17 protein-coding genes are annotated in these 18,722 nt (G+C 42.7%); 2 read left to right on the forward strand and 15 right to left on the reverse strand.

The genetic code is table 11. The features are described 5' to 3' along the window. Positions 1–6: 6 nt before the first annotated feature. The 3 genes from MKX73_RS18060 to mce all read right to left on the reverse strand — a co-directional run bounded on the left by MKX73_RS18060 (position 7) and on the right by mce (position 2,712). Complete coding sequence (locus MKX73_RS18060) at positions 7–498, reverse strand: tetratricopeptide repeat protein (RefSeq protein ID WP_340718652.1); 492 nt, start codon at positions 496–498, stop codon at positions 7–9. 229 nt (positions 499–727) lie between these two features. Continuing rightward, a complete protein-coding gene (locus MKX73_RS18065) occupies positions 728–2,296 on the reverse strand; it encodes an acyl-CoA carboxylase subunit beta (RefSeq protein ID WP_340718653.1) in 1,569 nt (522 codons plus the stop codon). 2 nt (positions 2,297–2,298) lie between these two features. Continuing rightward, positions 2,299–2,712 (reverse strand): methylmalonyl-CoA epimerase, encoded by a 414-nt coding sequence (gene mce / locus MKX73_RS18070; RefSeq protein WP_251687099.1) that lies wholly within the window; start codon positions 2,710–2,712, stop codon positions 2,299–2,301. A 119-nt stretch (positions 2,713–2,831) separates the two neighbouring features. On the opposite strand from mce, the gene prli42 reads away from it, so the two are divergent. Next, entirely contained in the window at positions 2,832–2,927 is a 96-nt protein-coding gene (prli42, locus tag MKX73_RS18075) for a stressosome-associated protein Prli42 (protein ID WP_008404197.1), read from the forward strand. Positions 2,928–3,017: 90 nt separating this feature from the next. Here prli42 and MKX73_RS18080 read toward each other — a convergent pair whose 3' ends face one another. The 10 genes from MKX73_RS18080 to MKX73_RS18125 all read right to left on the reverse strand — a co-directional run bounded on the left by MKX73_RS18080 (position 3,018) and on the right by MKX73_RS18125 (position 15,617). Further along, entirely contained in the window at positions 3,018–3,974 is a 957-nt protein-coding gene (locus MKX73_RS18080) for an aromatic acid exporter family protein (RefSeq protein WP_340718654.1), read from the reverse strand. Positions 3,975–4,051: 77 nt separating this feature from the next. Further along, positions 4,052–4,492, reverse strand: a complete 441-nt coding sequence (locus MKX73_RS18085) for a BrxA/BrxB family bacilliredoxin (RefSeq protein WP_251687094.1) — start codon at positions 4,490–4,492, stop codon at positions 4,052–4,054. Between the two features lie 74 nt (positions 4,493–4,566). Continuing rightward, positions 4,567–5,655: a methylmalonyl Co-A mutase-associated GTPase MeaB gene (meaB, locus tag MKX73_RS18090; protein ID WP_340718939.1), complete on the reverse strand. Its 1,089-nt coding sequence runs from the start codon at positions 5,653–5,655 to the stop codon at positions 4,567–4,569. 2 nt (positions 5,656–5,657) lie between these two features. Continuing rightward, positions 5,658–7,808, reverse strand: a complete 2,151-nt coding sequence (gene scpA / locus MKX73_RS18095; RefSeq protein WP_340718655.1) for a methylmalonyl-CoA mutase — start codon at positions 7,806–7,808, stop codon at positions 5,658–5,660. Then, positions 7,805–9,487: a methylmalonyl-CoA mutase family protein gene (locus MKX73_RS18100; RefSeq protein ID WP_340718656.1), complete on the reverse strand. Its 1,683-nt coding sequence runs from the start codon at positions 9,485–9,487 to the stop codon at positions 7,805–7,807. Before MKX73_RS18100 ends, scpA begins: the two co-directional genes overlap by 4 nt. Positions 9,488–9,613: 126 nt before the next feature. Further along, positions 9,614–10,972, reverse strand: a complete 1,359-nt coding sequence (locus MKX73_RS18105; RefSeq protein WP_340718657.1) for a dihydrolipoamide acetyltransferase family protein — start codon at positions 10,970–10,972, stop codon at positions 9,614–9,616. A gap of 71 nt (positions 10,973–11,043) precedes the next feature. Then, positions 11,044–12,027 carry an alpha-ketoacid dehydrogenase subunit beta gene (locus MKX73_RS18110; RefSeq protein ID WP_340718658.1) on the reverse strand — a complete coding sequence of 328 codons (984 nt, stop codon included), beginning with the start codon at positions 12,025–12,027 and terminating at the stop codon, positions 11,044–11,046. Further along, positions 12,027–13,037, reverse strand: coding sequence for a thiamine pyrophosphate-dependent dehydrogenase E1 component subunit alpha (locus MKX73_RS18115; RefSeq protein ID WP_340718659.1), 1,011 nt, complete (start codon positions 13,035–13,037; stop codon positions 12,027–12,029). The genes MKX73_RS18110 and MKX73_RS18115 overlap by 1 nt, the downstream gene beginning before the upstream one ends. Before the next feature lie 20 nt (positions 13,038–13,057). Continuing rightward, entirely contained in the window at positions 13,058–14,467 is a 1,410-nt protein-coding gene (lpdA, locus tag MKX73_RS18120) for a dihydrolipoyl dehydrogenase (protein ID WP_340718660.1), read from the reverse strand. A gap of 55 nt (positions 14,468–14,522) precedes the next feature. After that, positions 14,523–15,617: a Leu/Phe/Val dehydrogenase gene (locus MKX73_RS18125; RefSeq protein ID WP_251687082.1), complete on the reverse strand. Its 1,095-nt coding sequence runs from the start codon at positions 15,615–15,617 to the stop codon at positions 14,523–14,525. Positions 15,618–16,019: 402 nt separating this feature from the next. Here MKX73_RS18125 and MKX73_RS18130 point away from each other — a divergent pair, with 402 nt between their 5' ends. After that, positions 16,020–16,253: a DUF2627 domain-containing protein gene (locus tag MKX73_RS18130; protein WP_251687080.1), complete on the forward strand. Its 234-nt coding sequence runs from the start codon at positions 16,020–16,022 to the stop codon at positions 16,251–16,253. A gap of 140 nt (positions 16,254–16,393) precedes the next feature. Here MKX73_RS18130 and MKX73_RS18135 read toward each other — a convergent pair whose 3' ends face one another. Together MKX73_RS18135 and MKX73_RS18140 are read right to left on the reverse strand one after the other, a co-directional pair. Continuing rightward, positions 16,394–17,113, reverse strand: coding sequence for a glycerophosphodiester phosphodiesterase (locus tag MKX73_RS18135; protein WP_340718661.1), 720 nt, complete (start codon positions 17,111–17,113; stop codon positions 16,394–16,396). Further along, on the reverse strand, positions 17,113–18,684 hold the full coding sequence (locus MKX73_RS18140; protein WP_340718662.1) for a DUF342 domain-containing protein: 1,572 nt from the start codon (positions 18,682–18,684) through the stop codon (positions 17,113–17,115). Before MKX73_RS18140 ends, MKX73_RS18135 begins: the two co-directional genes overlap by 1 nt. Between the last annotated feature and the right edge of the window lie 38 nt (positions 18,685–18,722).

The raw sequence follows: 18,722 nt of genomic DNA on the forward strand, positions 1-18,722 counted from the left end.
GCGCATTCATTTCCACACTTCATTTAATTTATCACTATAAAAATTTATCGCATTTTTGTATTTCTGAATTTGAGGGTCAGATGAAGTAGTCGCTAAGTTTTTCAATAGAAGCTCCAGTGAACGCTCATGTTCATTCAAGTTAAACAGCGTCATGGCATAAAATACTTGAATGGCTAAATTGTGCGGAAACTTCTCCAGCCCTTCTTCAAGTGTATGTTTTGAACTTTCGTATTCTCCCAGTGTTCTGTATGTACTGCCGAGACCTAAATAAGCATTCGCTAAATCTTCTTCTTTCAAATTACCTTGAATCGCCTTTTCATAGTACGGTACAGCTTTGGACTCTTCTCCTAGCATATCATAGCTCCATGCACACTGATAATTTACATAGCCATCTTTCGGATGTTGTTCAACCAAACTCAATAATTGTTGGTTGGATTGTCGTAATTCCCCCTCACTCCTTAAATCAATTGCTCTTTGTAGTTGATTGATTTCCTTCATGCATTTATCCTCCTAGAATTTCTCTTTAAATAGCATAATGGCTTCTCGTAAATTTCACTATAATAAAAAAGGAGGATTTACAATTTAATGGTCAGTAATTTTTGATAATTTTTTTGTATTACAAACTGTTTTGTTTAAAATTATTATAGCCTGAACTAAAAAAACACCTCAAAAATGATTGGATTGTCAATCATTCAAGAGATGTTTCTTAGTGTATTTTAATTAAAAATTATAGCGGAATATTTCCGTGCTTTTTGTATGGACGGTCTTCCTGCTTTGTTGAAAGCATATCCAATGCCTGGATCAGCTTAATACGTGTTTCACGTGGATCGATAACATCGTCAACCATACCGCGTGATGCCGCTACATAAGGATTAGCGAATTTTTCTTTGTATTCTTCAATTTTCGCTGCACGTGTTGCTTCCGGATCAGCCGACTTCGCAATTTCACCTGCATGAATAATGTTTGCCGCACCAGCAGCACCCATTACAGCGATTTCAGCATTCGGCCAAGCAAATACTAAGTCCGCGCCAATTGCTTTCGAGTTCAATGCTACGTACGCACCACCGTATGCTTTACGTAAAATGACTGTAATTTTCGGTACAGTTGCTTCAGAGTAAGCATAAAGGATTTTCGCACCGTGACGGATAATCCCGCCGTGTTCCTGTTTAACACCCGGGAAGAAACCGGATACGTCCTCAAATGTAATGACAGGCACATTGAATGCGTCACAAGTACGCACGAAACGTGCTAATTTATCAGATGAATCGATATCCAATCCGCCAGCAAGGAACTTCGGCTGGTTACATACTAGACCAACTGATTCGCCCGCGATACGTGCAAAACCAACAACGATATTTTTCGCGAATTCTTTTTGCACTTCCATGAATGAACCTTCATCAACTACTTGTTCTACTACTTTACGAACATCATAAGATTTTGTTTGGTCGATCGGCACAACATCAACAAGTTCTGAACGGAAGTTATCGCCTTCAGGAGCAGCTTGTTTCGGTGCTTTTTCCCTGTTGTTCTGTGGTAAGTAAGAAAGTAATTGCTGAATTTGTGCAATGGCAGCTTCTTCGTTTTCAGCACGGAAGTGGGCATTCCCTGAAGTCGCGTTATGCACTTTAGAACCGCCAAGACCTTCTGCCGAAATTTTCTCGCCTGTAACTGTTTCAATTACTTTAGGACCTGTAATGAACATTTGGGATGTTTTATCAACCATTAAAATAAAGTCTGTAATCGCTGGTGAATAAACAGCACCACCCGCACAAGGTCCCATAATTACCGAGATTTGCGGAATTACACCTGAATAGATTGAGTTACGGTAGAAGATGTGACCGTACCCGTCAAGTGATAATACACCTTCTTGAATACGCGCCCCGCCTGAATCGTTAATGCCGATAAACGGCGTACCGTTTTTCGCTGCCAAATCCATTACTGCTGCGATTTTTTTCGCGTGCATTTCACCAAGCGCACCACCGAATACTGTGAAGTCCTGTGCAAATAAATACACATTACGCCCATTGATTTTACCGAAACCAGTAACTACGCCGTCACCAGGGCCTTCCAGTTTGTCCATACCGAAATCAACAGTACGGTGTGTGATGAAAGGATTGATTTCAACGAATGACCCTTCATCCAATAACATATCAATACGTTCACGGGCAGTCATTTTCCCTTTTTCATGCTGCTTTTCGATACGCGCATCCCCGCCACCAAGCTGGATCGCTTCTTTACGGTCATAAAGCTCATTAATTTTATCAAACATATCTGGAGTTACTGTCGTCGTTGTCATCGTTATTTATCCCCTTTTCCGCTTTTATCGCATAATTCATAAAGTACACCATATGAGTCTTTCGGGTGTAAAAATGCTACTTCCGCGCCGCCAGCACCTGGGCCTGGCTCTTCCGATAATAGTCGTACACCTTTCTCACGAAGTTCAGCCATGCGCTCGCGAATACCTGTTACACCGAATGCAACATGGTGAATGCCTTCTCCGCGCTTTTCCAAAAAGCCGTGGATTGCGCTCTTTTCACTCATTGGCTCAAGCAGCTCAATTTTTACGTTGCCTGCATCGATAAAAGCAACTTTTACTTGCTGAGATTCTACTTCTTCCATCTTTAATAATTTCAAGCCTAACGTTTCTGTGTAATATGTAATACGTTCTTCGATATTACGTACGGCAATGCCGATATGATCCACTTTTTCCACGGTACTGACTCCCTTTTGAATAAAAATTTTAAAATTTCGAAAATGTAAAATCCAAGGTACTTGAGAATTCCTTCAAATTTGATAAACTAGTACTAGTTCATATTGAAGGAGCGAAAAGAATGAGCAACAAAAAGTTTCAAAAAATAGTCGTTTATTCAATGGTTGTTATCATGTTAATCTCAACTGTTGCAATGGGTGTCGCAGCAATTATGTAATGGATGTCTATGCATCCATTTTTTTATTTACTCCGGTTTCTGAAGTTGATTGGAATGAAGGGTCGGACGGTTCCGCCACCCTGTTCCGTATTATTTCATCCCCCTGAACGATTGCTTGATGACCAGGTATTCATCCATTTCTTCGATGAACTGGTACAATGCGGCCATTGCGAGGAATGTTTCGTGATCATTTGGCAATGGCATTTTGGCGAACTCTTCTTTTACTTTGTCGAGCTTTTCCAAAAAGCGGCTTGCCGTATTTCCCGAGTGGACGTTCTCGCTCAAGTCCTCAATAAAAGCTGCAATTAATGTAGCCTGCTCGGTCATCACCGGCAGTGTCGTAATTTTCGGCAAAACCCGCTCGATAATTTCCAGCTGTCTTTCACGCATATCAAAATACAGATAAAATGTATTTTCCTTACGAGTCACGTGGTTTTCAACATCCTGGAATGCCAGCGCTTTTCCTGCCTCGACCACTTTTGCCATCTCAATCAGTTCATGACCGTCCCATAATGTATCGCCATCTCTCAAATATCCGGCGATTTCCGCAAGAATTTTCTTCAATAGCGACTCCAATTTTTCGCGGTGATAATACAGGCCCTGCTGGATATCCGGCATGTACATATTTACGACTAACCCAACCCCATAACCGATTGCCATTAAGCAAAATTCATTAATTAGCAAATCGACCGTAAAATTGGCAGTCAAATAAATGTGCATCATAATGACCGAACTGGAGATAAAACCTTCCACAACTTTCAGTGAAACAATTGTCGGAATGAAAAGAATCATAACAATCCCCAAAACAACCGGCGAATAACCGAATATTTCGAAAAATATAAATGCATAAGCGATCCCGATAAATGTTGAAACAATCCGGGTATACACTGCATGGAGAGATTTACGTTTTGTTGGTTGAATGCTTAAAATCGTCAGAATACCAGCTGCCGTGAAAAACTGCAAATCAAAATATTGGGCAATTGCTATCGCAACAGCAGCACCAATGGCTGTTTTTAATGTACGATAGCCGATTGAAAATTTCTTCATATCGGTTGAACTCCCCCGTTATAGGTGTGCAGCGGGTACGTTCAATACGCACCCGTTACACAATAACTCTTGTAGTATTAGATTTCTTCGCAGTTTTCCTCGAAGTGACCTTGAAGGTTTGTTACAACACTCATTGGGTCATGTCCTTCGATTTCAAAGCGGCCGACTTCTCCTACAACTTGTCCATCTTTCAATAAAATGAATGATGGTGATGATGGGATGTGATCTTCACCGAAATAATAACGTGCAGCTGCTGTTGCCTCTTTATCTTGACCGGCAAATACTGTTACTAAATGGTCAGGACGCTTATCGTAATGTACAGCATGTGTTGCTGCAGGACGTGCAATACCGCCAGCACAACCACATACAGAATTCACCATAACAAGAGTTGTTCCTTTACGAGCAAACGCTGCTTCCACATCTTCCGGAGTGCGCAGTTGTTCATAACCTGCTGCTTCCATCTCTGCACGTGCAGTCGTTGTAATTTGTTGCATAAATAAATCATAATCCATGTTCATAAGCTTTTTAGCCCCTTTCTATGTTCCTTTTTATCATAGCAAGGTTACGATAGATGTGCAAAGACTCTTGATTATCATTTACCTTCATTTTTCTCATTAAATAATGCATTAACCCCTTGTGTAACCGTTAGCTGTCCATGCAATATTTCTTCCTCAAGTGACCGGACCTGCTTTTTACGTTCAGGATTTTGATAGAACGAGTCGATTAAATGATCGGTAATCATCGTATGGAACCAGTCGCGCGTCTGTTCATGGCGACGTATCGTCCAATAATTCGTCTGTTTAATCGTCTGCTCAAACTCCATCAGCATATCCCATACTTTGTCGAGCCCCGTTTTTTCAAGGGACGATACGGTCAGTGACGTACTGAGCCAGCCAGGAGTGGACGGCTGAAGGAAATGAAGAATCTGCTTGTATTCCTGCATTGTCCGGCGTGCAGGGCGTACATTGTCCCCGTCCGCTTTATGGACGATAATGCCGTCAGCAAGCTCCATAATGCCTTTCTTCATCCCTTGTAGCTCATCTCCGGCACCTGTTAAGACTAATAGCAGAAAGAAGTCGACCATGCCGCGTACATATGTTTCACTTTGACCGACACCGACTGTTTCAATCAAAATGACGTCATAGCCTGCCGCTTCGCATAACAGCATCGTTTCACGGGATTTTTTATGGACACCGCCCAATGTACCGGCACTCGGTGATGGACGGACAAAAGCATTTTCCTGGCGTACCAGTTCTTCCATCCGTGTTTTGTCCCCTAAAATACTGCCCCCTGAAAGTGATGAGCTCGGGTCGATTGCAAGAACCGCAACGCGCTTGCCCATTTTGCACAGCATCGTACCGAATGCTTCGATAAATGAACTTTTCCCGGCACCCGGTACACCGGTAATGCCAATTCGGATTGAATTGCCCGTATATGGCAATAACTCCTGCAGCAGCTTCTGTGCTTCTTCCTTATGGGCATTATTCGAGCTTTCAATGAGTGTTATCGCTTTTGCGAGCGAAGTACGGTTACCCGCACGTACTTCGCCTGCCAGCGTCTGTAGATCAAGTGTATCCTGCTTTTTTTTCCGGAACTTTTTCGGGTTTGAATAGCTCATACCATCATGACCACCCTTCACACCATCCATGACAAATAAAGCGCTCTTCTCGTCTTGTGGCATCACTACTCTGCCACTTCCTCATAACCTAACTTTTTATAAATTTCTTCAATAATACGGATTGCCGATACCGGAATTACAGTACCTGGTCCGAAGATCGCCGCTGCACCTGCTTTATACAGATAATCATAGTCCTGGGCCGGGATTACACCGCCGCAGATGACAATGATGTCCTCGCGACCTAATTTCTTCAATTCAGCTACAAGTTCAGGCACTAATGTTTTATGACCCGCCGCTAAAGAAGATACTCCGATACAGTGTACGTCGTTTTCATTTGCCATTTGCGCTGTTTCTTCCGGTGTCATGAACAATGGAGAAATATCGACATCAAAACCTAAGTCCGCATAGCCGGTTGCAACAACCTTCGCACCGCGGTCATGTCCGTCTTGTCCCATCTTCGCCACTAAAATACGTGGACGGCGACCTTCTGCTTCCAGGAAGTCTTCTGTCATTTGCTTCACTTCTGAAATCATTTCATCGTCCGAGAAGTTTGCAGAGTAGACACCTGAAATTGAACGGATTATCGCTTTATGACGGCCAGATACTGCTTCAATCGCATCCGAGATTTCACCAAGGGATGCACGTGCTCTTGCCGCATCCACCGCAACAGCCAATAAGTTTTCAGAGCCGTCTTCAGCCGCTTTTGTTAAACGTGCTAAATGTTTCTGTACTTCCGCTTCATCACGTGTTGCCTTCATTTTTTCAAGACGTGCAATTTGTGATTCGCGTACGATCGCATTGTCGATATCCAAAATGTCGATTGGATCTTCTTCAGCAAGACGGTATTTGTTTACGCCGACAATCGTTTCTGTTTTTGAATCGATTTTCGCCTGGCGTTTAGCCGCTGCTTCTTCAACTTTCATTTTTGGAAGTCCTGTCTCGATCGCTTTTGCCATTCCTCCAAGCGCTTCGATTTCTTCGATTAATGCCCATGCTTTTTCTGTCAGCTCTTCTGTCAGTTTTTCAACATAGTACGAGCCGCCCCATGGATCGATTACTTTTGTCATTCCTGTTTCTTCCTGCAGGAATAACTGTGTATTACGTGCAATACGAGCCGAGAAGTCTGTCGGTAAAGCAATGGCCTCATCCAGTGCGTTCGTATGAAGTGACTGTGTATGACCCATCGCTGCCGCGTTTGCTTCGATCAATGTACGAGTTACGTTATTGAACGGATCTTGCTCTGTTAAACTCCAGCCTGAAGTTTGCGAGTGTGTACGCAGTGCAAGAGACTTCGAGTTTTTCGGATTGAATGTAGACATCATTTGTGCCCAAATACGGCGTGCTGCACGCATTTTCGCAACTTCCATGTAATAGTTCATGCCGATCGCCCAGAAGAACGATAAACGCGGTGCAAATGCATCAATATCAATGCCCGCTTTTAAACCTGTACGTACATATTCAAGACCGTCTGCCAATGTATAGGCAAGCTCGATATCATTTGTCGCACCCGCTTCTTGAATATGGTAACCCGAAATGGAAATCGAGTTGAATTTCGGCATGAATTTCGCCGTATACTCAAAAATGTCTGCAATGATTTTCATCGACATTGCCGGTGGGTAAATATATGTGTTACGTACCATGTATTCTTTTAAAATGTCGTTTTGGATCGTACCGGCCAATTTATCAGGCGATACCCCCTGCTCTTCTGCTGCAACGATGTAGAATGCAAGAATCGGTAAAACCGCGCCGTTCATCGTCATCGATACCGACATTTGATCAAGTGGAATGCCGTCGAACAGAATTTTCGCATCTTCAACCGAATCGATCGCAACGCCCGCTTTTCCGACATCCCCTGTTACGCGTGGGTGATCCGAGTCATAACCGCGGTGTGTTGCCAAGTCGAATGCTACTGAAAGACCTTTTTGACCCATTGCCAAGTTACGACGGTAGAAAGCATTTGATTCTTCCGCAGTCGAGAAACCTGCATATTGACGCACTGTCCATGGACGCGCTACATACATTGTCGGATATGGACCACGAGTATTTGGTGCAATACCAGCCACATCTTTTAAATGTTTTGCGTTCTGAATATCTTCTTTATTGTAGACAGAATTCACTTCGATGCCTTCATTTGTCACGTACGAGCCTGTAGAAGTAAGTTGCTCTTGTTTTAATACATCTTCAATGACAACCGTTGCGAAATTTGCTTTACTCATTGTTGTACCCCCTTCACGCTCATCACGACATCCGACAGCTTGCGGGCGATATTCTGACCTGCATAGATAAAGCCGTTCAAGCCGTTTGCAGTCCATGCCGCTTCATCTTCTTTATATTTACCTGCTGCATCCAATACAACCGATTGTTTTTTGTTTTCAAGTAATGCCGGCATAATCGCTTTTGTATCTTCATCTGTTGCAGCTACGACTACATAGTCATAGTCGGCACTTGCCAGCCAAGTTGTTGCATCCTCAATTGTTTGGAATCCTGCTGTTTGATATGCTACAACGCCTGCTGTTGCGAAGAATCCTTGTACAAAATCTGCTCGCGGCTTGTAGTTTTTCAGTTCGCCGAATGTTAAAATCGCTGTCTTGATTCCAGTTTGTGCATAAGTAGCACGCAAGTTTTCAAATGGAACGGCAAGACGTTTCACATCTGCAAACTGAGCATTTTCAGTTGTTGCTACTGTATCTTGCGGATTTGCATAAATATTTGTACCGATCAGTGAATGCTTGCGTGTTTCCACTTGTTTCATGCGCGCCTGATATACTTCCTCAATTTGTGCACTGATACCGTATGCTTCCAGTCCGCCGGCAATTTCGATTTCCAAAAACAGTGCCCATGCTTCTTTAACATAGTCTGCTGTTAATGATTCGATAAAGTACGAACCGCCTGATGGATCGATGACATTTGTTACATGCGACTCTTCTTTCGTAACAAGGGAAACATTACGAGCAATTCGGACCGACTGCCCCGAAACACCTGTCAATGCATCATGCGGATGTACTGTAATAACATCTGCACCGCCGATTGCTGCCGAGAACGCTTCATTGCCTGCACGTAATAAGTTTACATACACATCATATTTCGAGAAGCTGCGCACCGAAGTTTCCACTACGACCGGTACAGCACTTGCTTCATTGCCGAATGCTGAAGCAAACGCTTTCCATATTACTTTGAAGGCACGAAGTTTTGCGACTTCTGCAAAGAATTGTGTATCGACAGCGAACTGTACGAAAAACTTCTGTTCAAATGCTTTAAAATCTTCTACCGTATTGGCAAGCTTAGCTGCTTGTGCAAGCGCAATCGCAAGCTCTTGTACCGCATTTGCGCCGTCATTATGGAACGGAATCGTATTTGCACCAAACGTGCGGACGTTTGGATAGTCAGCCAATACTACTGTTTCAGGTGAAACAATATAGCCTACAACGTCATTGCGTTTAGCCTCGTCAATATAGTTGAATACATCCAGCACTGCATCTTCAGCAGAAGCGACAGTAAATTTAAATGAATTTTCCGATAAATAAGAAGCGAGTTTTTCGCTGTCCTGTTCAGACCAGTCAAATGCAACCGGGCTGTTGATCGTAATCATTTCATTGCCGCGTGATAAGCTTTCCTCGATATTGGCAAAAAAGCTGACTGCATCATCGCCGGCGATTTGCTGTGCAACAGTGAAGCTTGTCTGTTTTGTTAAAGAACGGATTGTAGATACTTGTTTCTCCAGTTGGTCTCCCAATTTTTCGATTAAGCTTTCTTCTGTATAAAGTGGGTCAAGCGTGATATTTTCAATTGTCTTTGTAAATAAGGATTCAAACGGTTTTCCTTTTAATGCTTTTACCGCTTCTTCCTTCCACTGCTCATAGCTGGCTGTTTGAAATTCGATCTCTTTCATATTCATTGACATGTGGTCGCTAAGTAGCTTCCCCCCTTGTTATATTTCTGTACTATAGTTTACACGAGAATGTTCTGACAATAAAGAGAAAAAAAACGTGAAAGCCTTATTTCATAGGCTTTCACGGCATTTTCAGTAGACTGACATCTTCTGTTTATCGACATTTTCGAGAATTTCTTTCACACGAGATAAGAATTTACCACAAATCATGCCATCTAAAATTCTATGGTCCAAAGATAAACATAAATTCACCATAGAGCGTGGAGCAATCATATTACCCTGTACTATTACAGGTCTTTTTACAATACTTTCCACCTGCAAAATCGCTGCCTGCGGATGATTGATAATGCCCATTGACTGAACAGAACCAAATGATCCGGTATTGTTGACCGTAAATGTACCACCTTGCATATGCTCCATTTTCAGTTTCCCGTTGCGTACAAGATGTGCATATTCGTGAATTTCCTTCGCAATGCCTTTAATCGATTTTTCATCGACATTTTTGATGACCGGTACGAATAATGCATCATCGGTTGCTACGGCAATCGATAAATTAATATCTTTTTTCTGAATGATCTTGTCTTCAGCCCAAACCGAATTGATGATCGGGAATTCTTTTAGCGCCTGGGAGACCGCTTTTAGGAAGAATGCAAAATACGTCAGGTTGAAACCTTCTTTTTTCTTGAAATCTTCTTTTATGCTGTCGCGGTATTCAACAAGCTCTGTTACATCAACTTCCATCATCATCCACGCATGCGGAATTTCATGTGTGCTGCGCAGCATATTTTTCGCAATCGCTTTACGCACTTGCGTAACCGGAATTTCAATATCTCCGGCAGCAACAGGAATTTCCTGTTTTGGCTGGGATGAAGATGCCGGTGCCTGAGTTGTGCCTTGTGCTGGGGCTTGTGAAGACGACTCTTGTTTTGGCTCCGTGAATGCTGTTGGTTGCTCGTCATTCGAAATATCCTGACTTGTCGGCTTCCCTGCAGCAACATAAGCTTCAACATCTTTTCTTGTGATTCGATTGCCTGCACCTGTGCCTGTAATTTGTGCCAAGTCGACATCATGTTCGTTTGCCAATGCTAAAACAGCAGGAGAAAAACGACCAGGCTTGCGTTCTGTGCGCACCGGTTTTTCTTCTTTTTTCACTGCCGGTTTTTCTTCTTCTTTTTTCTGTGTACCGGCATTAAGAATTGCCGAGCTGACATTCGACTTCTTTTCCGCCGGTGCTGGCGGCATTTCAGAGCCTTCCACTTCGATGGTGCATACAACTGCGCCTACCGGCAATGTTTCGCCTTCGTTTGCGATTAACTCTGTAATTACCCCTGCAAACGATGAAGGGATTTCGGCACTTACTTTATCTGTTGTTACTTCTGCTAATGGATCATATTTGTTTACTTTATCTCCCACTTGGACAAGCCAGCGTTCAATCTTACCTTCTGTCACGCTTTCTCCAAGTTGCGGCATGACGATATTTTGAATTGTCATTTAACAATCCCCCTTTAACTAATAGGCCTCTGCTGTTTATTTAGGATTCTTATACAACCCAATTCTATTAACTAGAATTCAGCGAGTTCGCGAATTGCTTTTTCTACTTTGTCAGGATTAATCATGAAGAACTTTTCCATTGTTGGTGCGTATGGCATTGCAGGTACATCCGGACCTGCGAGACGCTTGATCGGTGCATCCAGTTCAAATAGGCAATGCTCTGCAATAATGGCTGCCACTTCACCGAGAATGCTGCCCTCTTTGTTATCCTCTGTAATTAGAAGGACTTTTCCTGTTTTTCTTGCCGCTTCAATAATAGCTTCCTGATCCAACGGGTAAACGGTACGCAAATCTAAAATATGCGTTTCGATGCCGTCTTTTGCAAGGCGTTCTGCTGCCTGTAATGCAAAATGCACTGCAAGGCCGTACGTAATGACCGTTACATCATCACCTTCACGCTTCACATCGGCTTTTCCGATCGGCAATGTATAATCATCTGTCGGCACTTCCCCTTTAATAAGGCGGTATGCACGTTTATGTTCGAAAAACAGTACAGGATCCGGATCGCGAATAGCTGCTTTCAACAGTCCTTTCGCGTCATATGGTGTTGACGGAATGACAATCTTCAATCCTGGTGTCCCTGCAAACATTGCTTCAACCGATTGTGAATGATAAAGGGCACCATGAATCCCCCCACCAAATGGCGCGCGCACAACTAATGGACAGCTCCAGTCATTGTTGGAACGGTAACGGATTTTTGCCGCTTCCGAAACAATCTGGTTTACAGCAGGCATGATAAAGTCCGCAAACTGCATTTCAGCAATCGGGCGCATGCCGTACATCGCTGCACCGATTGCAACACCGGCAATCGCACTTTCCGCTAACGGTGTATCCAGTACACGCGCTTCGCCGAACTGGTCATACAGGCCCGTTGTCGCTTTGAACACGCCGCCTTTTAACCCGACATCTTCACCTAATACGAAGACGCGGTCATCTCGCTCCATTTCTTCTTTCATCGCTAAGTTAATCGCATCAATATAAGAAATTACCGGCATTACGCATCTTCTCCTTCCGCATACACAAAACGCAATGCATGTTCTGGCGAGGCATAGGCTGCATTTTCTGCATAATCTGTCGCTTCATTGACAGTATCCATAATTTTTTTATTCATTTCTTCCAATAGCGCATCGTCCGCTATCCCGTTGTCTTTTAAGTATGTTTCAAATAAAATAATCGGGTCTTTTGCTTTTCCTTCTGCAATATCCTCAGCTGTACGATATTGACGATCATCATCATCCGAAGAATGGGCTGTCAGTCGGAACGAAACCGTTTCGATCAGTGAAGGCCCTTCACCGCGACGTGCTCGATCAGCCGCTTCTTTCACCACTTTGTATACTTCCAGCGGGTTTTTGCCGTCTACCGTTACACCAGGCATCCCGTAGCCGATTGCACGGTCTGATACTTGTGCACAGCCCAGTTGACGCTCAACCGGAACAGAAATTGCATATTGGTTGTTTTCTACCATGATAATAACCGGCAGTTTATGCACACCCGCAAAGTTTGCTCCTTCATGGAAGTCCCCTTGGTTTGACGATCCTTCACCGAGTGTTACAAATGTGATAAAGTCCTTTTGCTGCATTTTTCCTGCAAGTGCGACACCGACCGCGTGCGGTACTTGTGTCGTTACAGGAGAAGAACCCGTAAGTATACGATTTTTCTTTTGTCCGAAATGCCCCGGCATTTGACGCCCGCCGGAGTTCGGATCTTCCGCTTTCGCAAATGCCGAAAGCATTAAATCCTTTGCCGTCATCCCAAAATGAAGGACAACCCCCATATCACGATAATACGGGGCAATATAATCCTTTGTATGATCAAGGGCAAAGGCAGCACCTACTTGAGCCGCCTCCTGTCCTTGGCATGAAATAACAAATGGTATTTTGCCTGCACGGTTCAACAGCCACATCCGCTCATCAATACGGCGTGCCATCAGCATTGTTTCGTACATTTTCAGTACATCTTCATTCGTCAATCCCAATTGTTCATGTGTAATATTAGTGTCCGTCATAAAATACCCCCTTGTCACTGTTAAAAATGAATTGCTTTGCCTTCAATCGCCAGCGCGGCTTCCCCGATGATTTCGCTTAACGAAGGATGCAAATGCACCATCTGTCCAACTTCCCATGGTGAGGCATTTAAAAACAAGCCAAGTGCAGCTTCGGAAATCAGATCCGTTGCATGCGGTCCGATCAAATGGACGCCGACAACATCGTTCGAGCTTTCATCCGCAACTACTTTCACAAAGCCTGCTGTTTCACCATATACAATCGCTTTACCGATCGCTTTAAACGGGAATGTTGTTGTAACAACTTTATAGCCGTTATTTTTTGCTTGTTCTTCCGTCAGGCCGACACTTGCGACTTCCGGATTACTGTAGACGCCTCGTGCAATATTGGCATAATGCATTGGAATCGAATTCTGTCCCGCAATATGCTCGACAGCACGAATCCCTTCATGTGAAGCGACATGTGCCAACTGCATGCCTCCGATCACGTCTCCTATAGCATATATATGACGTTCTTTCGTCTGGAAATGTTCGTTTACTGAAATATATCCTTTGTCCAGTTCGATTTCCGTGTTTTCCAAACCGATGTTTGATGTGTTCGCTACCCTTCCGACTGATAGTAAAAGTGCTTCAGCTGAAATGGTTTCATCATTCACTTGAAGCGTCACATCTTCTTTTGTATCGATTGCTGACGGATCGAGTTTGACATTGAAATGAACATTAACACCGCGCTTTTTCAAAGATTTCAGCATCTCTGCGGAAATGGCTGCATCTTCGGTCGGCAACAGGCGGTCACCCAACTCGATAATCGTGACTTCGACATCGAAATCAGTAAGCATCGACGCCCATTCGACACCAATTACGCCGCCACCGATAATAATGGCTGACTTCGGAAGTTTTTCGATCGTCAGAAATTCATCTGATGTGAACACCTTTTTCCCATCAACCTTCAATCCATCCAATGTTCGGGGACGAGAACCCGTCGCAATGATGACATTTTGCGGCACAAGCATTTCATTTTCTGTACCGTCGTTCATCTCCACCGAAATCGTACCTGGCATCGGCGAGAATATTGATGGCCCTAAAATGCGGCCAAAACCGTCATACACATCGATTTTTCCTTTTTTCATCAAATGCTGGACACCTTTGTAAAGTTTATCTACTACGGTAGCCTTTCTTTGTTGGACACGTTCAAAGTCGATTTTGACATCGTTCACTTCCACCCCAAAATCAAGTGCCTTTTTCGATTGCACATATACTTCAGCACTTCGGAGCAATGCTTTAGTCGGAATACATCCCGCATGCAGGCATGTACCCCCCATTTTATTTTTTTCGACGATTGCCGTTTTCAATCCGAGCTGAGAGGCACGAATCGCGGCTACATAACCGCCCGTGCCTCCGCCTAAAATAACGACATCATAATCTTTCGCCATAACCGACACCCCTTTTTCCAGTTACAAAATCAATTACTTCTTTCGGTAACGCGTATTAGCGGCCGTTTAAAATATTTTTTTCGTTTTGAAGGAACTGACTGCGGGATTTCGCTACACGAGCAATACGCTCTTCCGCTAAACGGTTTGCCGCTAAATAAGTTGGTATATCTTCTTCTTTTGAAATTGCAAAAATCTTTTCCAGACTTGTGTAGATCGTTTCAACGCGTTTCATGGCGCGCTCGCGATTATAGCCGTATAACTCATCTGCTACGTTAATAACACCGCCTGCATTAATCACGTAATCCGGTGCATACACAATTCCTAAATCATGCAGTACTTTACCATGTCTTGATTCGGCCAGCTGATTGTTTGCAGATCCGGCGATAACTTTCGCTTTGAACGTCGGAATCGTCTGATCATTAACAATTGCGCCAAGAGCACATGGTGAGAAAATGTCTACATCTTGTGCGTAAATCTCGTCAGGTGCTACAGCTACCGCTCCAAAGTCCGCAACGACACGGTCGATTGCCTGCTGATTAATGTCCGTTACGATTAGTTTCGCTCCTTCTTTATGCAAGTATTCACATAAAGTGTACGCGACATTCCCAAGACCTTGAACCGCTACTTTACGGCCTGCAAGTGAATCGTCACCAAACGCTTCTTTCGCTGCTGCCTTCATTCCTAAAAATACACCATACGCTGTAATTGGCGATGGATTGCCTGAGCTTCCGAATGCCGGCGAAATACCTGTTACATAATTTGTTTCTTCGTGGATCAAATCCATATCGGCAACCGTTGTACCAACATCTTCCGCCGTAATATATCGACCATTCAAACCTTGAATGAAACGTCCCAATGCACGGAACATTTCTTCATTTTTATCCTTGAACGGATCACCAATAATAACTGTTTTACCGCCACCTAAATTTAAGCCTGCCGCCGCATTTTTATAAGTCATACCGCGTGCTAGACGAAGTGCATCTTCAATAGCCGCTTCCTCTGAGGCATATGTCCACATGCGCGAACCCCCAAGAGCTGGACCCAATGTTGTATCATGAATAGCAATTACCGCTTTTAACCCCGATGCCTCATCTTGGCAAAAGACTACCTGTTCAAAATCATATTTCTGCATGTACTTGAAAATTTCCATAACACTATACCCCTCCACTCAAGAAAGCGCTTACTTTCTCGTATATTATTAATTTCTGTCAATTAAAGATAATAAATACTCAAATTTGTATAATTTTATTATCGTTATTTTTACAATACTTATAAATCTAAAAGGATGCAACTAGAAATCCCTAATTTGACTTAAATTAGAATATTCGGACAATTTTTAACCGAAAATCCCCCTTTAAAACGGGTAATTATATGCCATTAAAAATTATTTTGATATAATGTTTTATGTATTACTGAACTCTTCCCTTATTTCCATTCTATGATTCTATACCCGATTATTGACTTTCTCTGCCTGCATTGTAAAATTAAGTGATACTAAAATAATCGGTGACAATGTTCCAATCACTGTTTTCTGTCTGGAGGAGGAATGTAAATGGCACGTATGGCTGCATTTATCGTACTAGTCATTCCCGCAATTTTAATGGCAGCCGGGATAAAATTTATGCGAGATACATTATTCGGTATTTTAATTTCACCATTTCCGTGGATTTGGTTGCAATTCGTTGTTGGTGCCATCTTTTTTGCCGTTTCGTTTTTATTTTTTGCAGGCTTTTTACTTTATCGCGATCGAAAGCGCGGTAAGGTATCAGAGCGTTGGCAGAAATAATATCCTAATAAAAAATCAAATTTCTTTTAAATGAGAAATTTGATTTTTTTCGTTTATTCAGTTAATTTTTCTTTCCGGAAAAGTAAGGGAATTGTACTATGCCGCAAAATTATTAAGGTATAAACAAATCGGGTACTAATTCAGGAATTTATTTGGGCTTGCTGAACTAAATCCGGAAAATCAGTGATCCACCCTTTTACGATAGAATGCGGATTTTTCAAAAAGGATTCATTTCCCTGGATTGCATAAAAACGCATTCCAATATTGGCCGTTTTACAAGCTTCTAAATATTCACCTTTATAGTAACGTTTATGTGCATGGATTGCATCGAAAAAATTTTGCTCCGCCAATGTGGCCCAATAGAATTTTTTCGTAATGATATACCCTGTTTCGATATCCGGTCGAATCTCTTTCACAATTCTTAGCAAAGATTCATGGAATGACGAGAAGTGGCTGTTTTCAGGTAAAGTAATCGTTTGCAGTAATTCCTTCAGCACATGCTCGTTCGTTAACAGCGACTCTTTCAGCTCCACATTCAACGCTATATTTTCGGCATTCGCCCACTCCAGTACGTCGGCAAAAGCAACCATGTGGTCACGGCGAAACAACCTTTTAAACCGCGGTCCTAATTTGTAGTGGATCAGTTCGTCATAGGAGCACTGATTAACCATTTTGTTAATGCCGGCAAGTCTCTTTAAGTCATTGTCATGAAACACGACTAAAATCCCATCATTTGAAACTTGGAGATCCAGTTCAATGCCATCCGCCCCAAGTTCTTTCGCCTTTTTAAAGGCAGCAAACGTATTTTCCAAGTGAAAGCTCGATGCCCCACGGTGGGCAAAAATGGGTATGTTATTCATTATACATTCAACTCTCCATTTTCTATTAAAAATCGTCCATTCGTTGTAGACGTCAAAACAGTGGACTTTTTGCCGATCTGTATATATGTACCAGGATATGCTTCTTTCGTTACATGTATCTCTGCTTTACTAACTTTGCGCAAATCGCTCATTAACTGTTTAATTTCCCGATCTAAATTCAGCGCTGTTTCTTTATTGGAAGCGTGCTTTTGCTTTGTTAGCTCCAGTGCTTCCGTTTGTCGTTGTGTTAACGTATGTATAACGGGAACGATGCGTTCTATTTGTGACTCAAGATGCACGATGTCTTCCTGCATTGATTTTAGCAGCGATGCCTTGAATTGAATGCCCTCAAGACTTTCCGCTTTGTTTATGCTATTGATGATGAGTTCAGTCGGTCTTTCCAATCGGTTTCCTGTAAATGCCGCAACGATTGTGCTTTTTGCGATTGCAGTTCCCCCAATGATTTTCCCTTTTCGTTCATCGACCGATATGGAATGCGCACATAAATTAGAACCTAATGAATAAAATCCAATATTCAGATTTCGACCTGCGACCAAATGGGCATCATTTATATGTTTAACGAATATATCACCGGCAGCTTCTACTTGTGTTTCGCCTAATCCGAAGATACCTCCACGAATAAAAATATCCCCGTTTAAGGACTTAATCAGTTTTGCGCCGGATACACCTTCCGGATGTTCGATTGAAATATCGCCATTTGCAGTCACCGAAAAACCTGGCTGGACTGTTCCTTTAATCGAGACAGAACCATTAAATTCAATATTTCCGGTTTCAATGCCGACATCTCCAACAATCGGTAAATGTTGATTAACACTTACCATCCCTTCATGCTCTTCAACTACCCCGTTAATTTTCGAGCGTAGTACGGTTTTGCCGTCTTCTTCAACTTCATACGCCGATTTCCGGTCATACTTCAACGGCAGGTCACTCCCCGATGGAGCAGGAATTGCTTCCCCATAAATATTTATTCCCGGAATACCCGGCAATGCATGAATTTTCTCACCAAGCCATGCGCCTTCTTCAATTTCATAAATGAAATTCATATCATAATAATCCGCTTTCCCGTCTTCTCTTATGACCGGTTTTCGCTCAGGTAGTTCTAAATAGGCAAGTTGTGCATCTTCACCTTTAACAGATGGCGTACCTTGCGCAATCAATATTGCTTTTGCCGTGACAATGGCTTCAGGTTTCACATTTAAAATTCCGTGCGTTATGTTCTCATCAGCTAAAAGTTTCTGAATCTTATTCTGAATGGATTGCACATTCTCTTTTATATGCTCCGCTGTCTCATATACAAAAAGCGATGCCGACATTTTATCTCGGGAAATTCCGATTACCATCGATGGCAGCCACATACCAATTTCAACAGGGGATTCACTCACTTCATTTAGTCCCTTTTTCAATAATGCAAAATTCGTAAGTTTAATACGAGGATTTTGGCGCACAATCGTTTCGAAGTCTTTTAGCATAAAACCTGGTTTTCGTGTTTGCAAATATACTTTTCTATCATTTTTTATTATTTCAAAAAAATGATTTTCATGAATAACCATGCCATTCCACCTCCCCATACATAACAGTATATACATTT

Origin of the sequence: Solibacillus sp. FSL W7-1436 (assembly GCF_038007305.1) — a bacterium.
Lineage (GTDB): Bacteria > Bacillota > Bacilli > Bacillales_A > Planococcaceae > Solibacillus.

Excerpts from the sequence above, each read along its gene's own strand:
- MKX73_RS18060 (WP_340718652.1), bottom strand. The coding sequence starts at position 498 with ATGAAGGAAATCAATCAACTACAAAGAGCAATTGATTTAAGGAGTGAG.
- MKX73_RS18065 (WP_340718653.1), bottom strand. The coding sequence starts at position 2,296 with ATGACAACGACGACAGTAACTCCAGATATGTTTGATAAAATTAATGAG.
- prli42 (WP_008404197.1), top strand. The coding sequence starts at position 2,832 with ATGAGCAACAAAAAGTTTCAAAAAATAGTCGTTTATTCAATGGTTGTT.
- MKX73_RS18080 (WP_340718654.1), bottom strand. The coding sequence starts at position 3,974 with ATGAAGAAATTTTCAATCGGCTATCGTACATTAAAAACAGCCATTGGT.
- MKX73_RS18085 (WP_251687094.1), bottom strand. The coding sequence starts at position 4,492 with ATGAACATGGATTATGATTTATTTATGCAACAAATTACAACGACTGCA.
- meaB (WP_340718939.1), bottom strand. The coding sequence starts at position 5,655 with ATGCCACAAGACGAGAAGAGCGCTTTATTTGTCATGGATGGTGTGAAG.
- scpA (WP_340718655.1), bottom strand. The coding sequence starts at position 7,808 with ATGAGTAAAGCAAATTTCGCAACGGTTGTCATTGAAGATGTATTAAAA.
- MKX73_RS18100 (WP_340718656.1), bottom strand. The coding sequence starts at position 9,487 with ATGAATATGAAAGAGATCGAATTTCAAACAGCCAGCTATGAGCAGTGG.
- MKX73_RS18105 (WP_340718657.1), bottom strand. The coding sequence starts at position 10,972 with ATGACAATTCAAAATATCGTCATGCCGCAACTTGGAGAAAGCGTGACA.
- MKX73_RS18110 (WP_340718658.1), bottom strand. The coding sequence starts at position 12,027 with ATGCCGGTAATTTCTTATATTGATGCGATTAACTTAGCGATGAAAGAA.
- MKX73_RS18115 (WP_340718659.1), bottom strand. The coding sequence starts at position 13,037 with ATGACGGACACTAATATTACACATGAACAATTGGGATTGACGAATGAA.
- lpdA (WP_340718660.1), bottom strand. The coding sequence starts at position 14,467 with ATGGCGAAAGATTATGATGTCGTTATTTTAGGCGGAGGCACGGGCGGT.
- MKX73_RS18125 (WP_251687082.1), bottom strand. The coding sequence starts at position 15,617 with ATGGAAATTTTCAAGTACATGCAGAAATATGATTTTGAACAGGTAGTC.
- MKX73_RS18130 (WP_251687080.1), top strand. The coding sequence starts at position 16,020 with ATGGCACGTATGGCTGCATTTATCGTACTAGTCATTCCCGCAATTTTA.
- MKX73_RS18135 (WP_340718661.1), bottom strand. The coding sequence starts at position 17,113 with ATGAATAACATACCCATTTTTGCCCACCGTGGGGCATCGAGCTTTCAC.
- MKX73_RS18140 (WP_340718662.1), bottom strand. The coding sequence starts at position 18,684 with ATGGTTATTCATGAAAATCATTTTTTTGAAATAATAAAAAATGATAGA.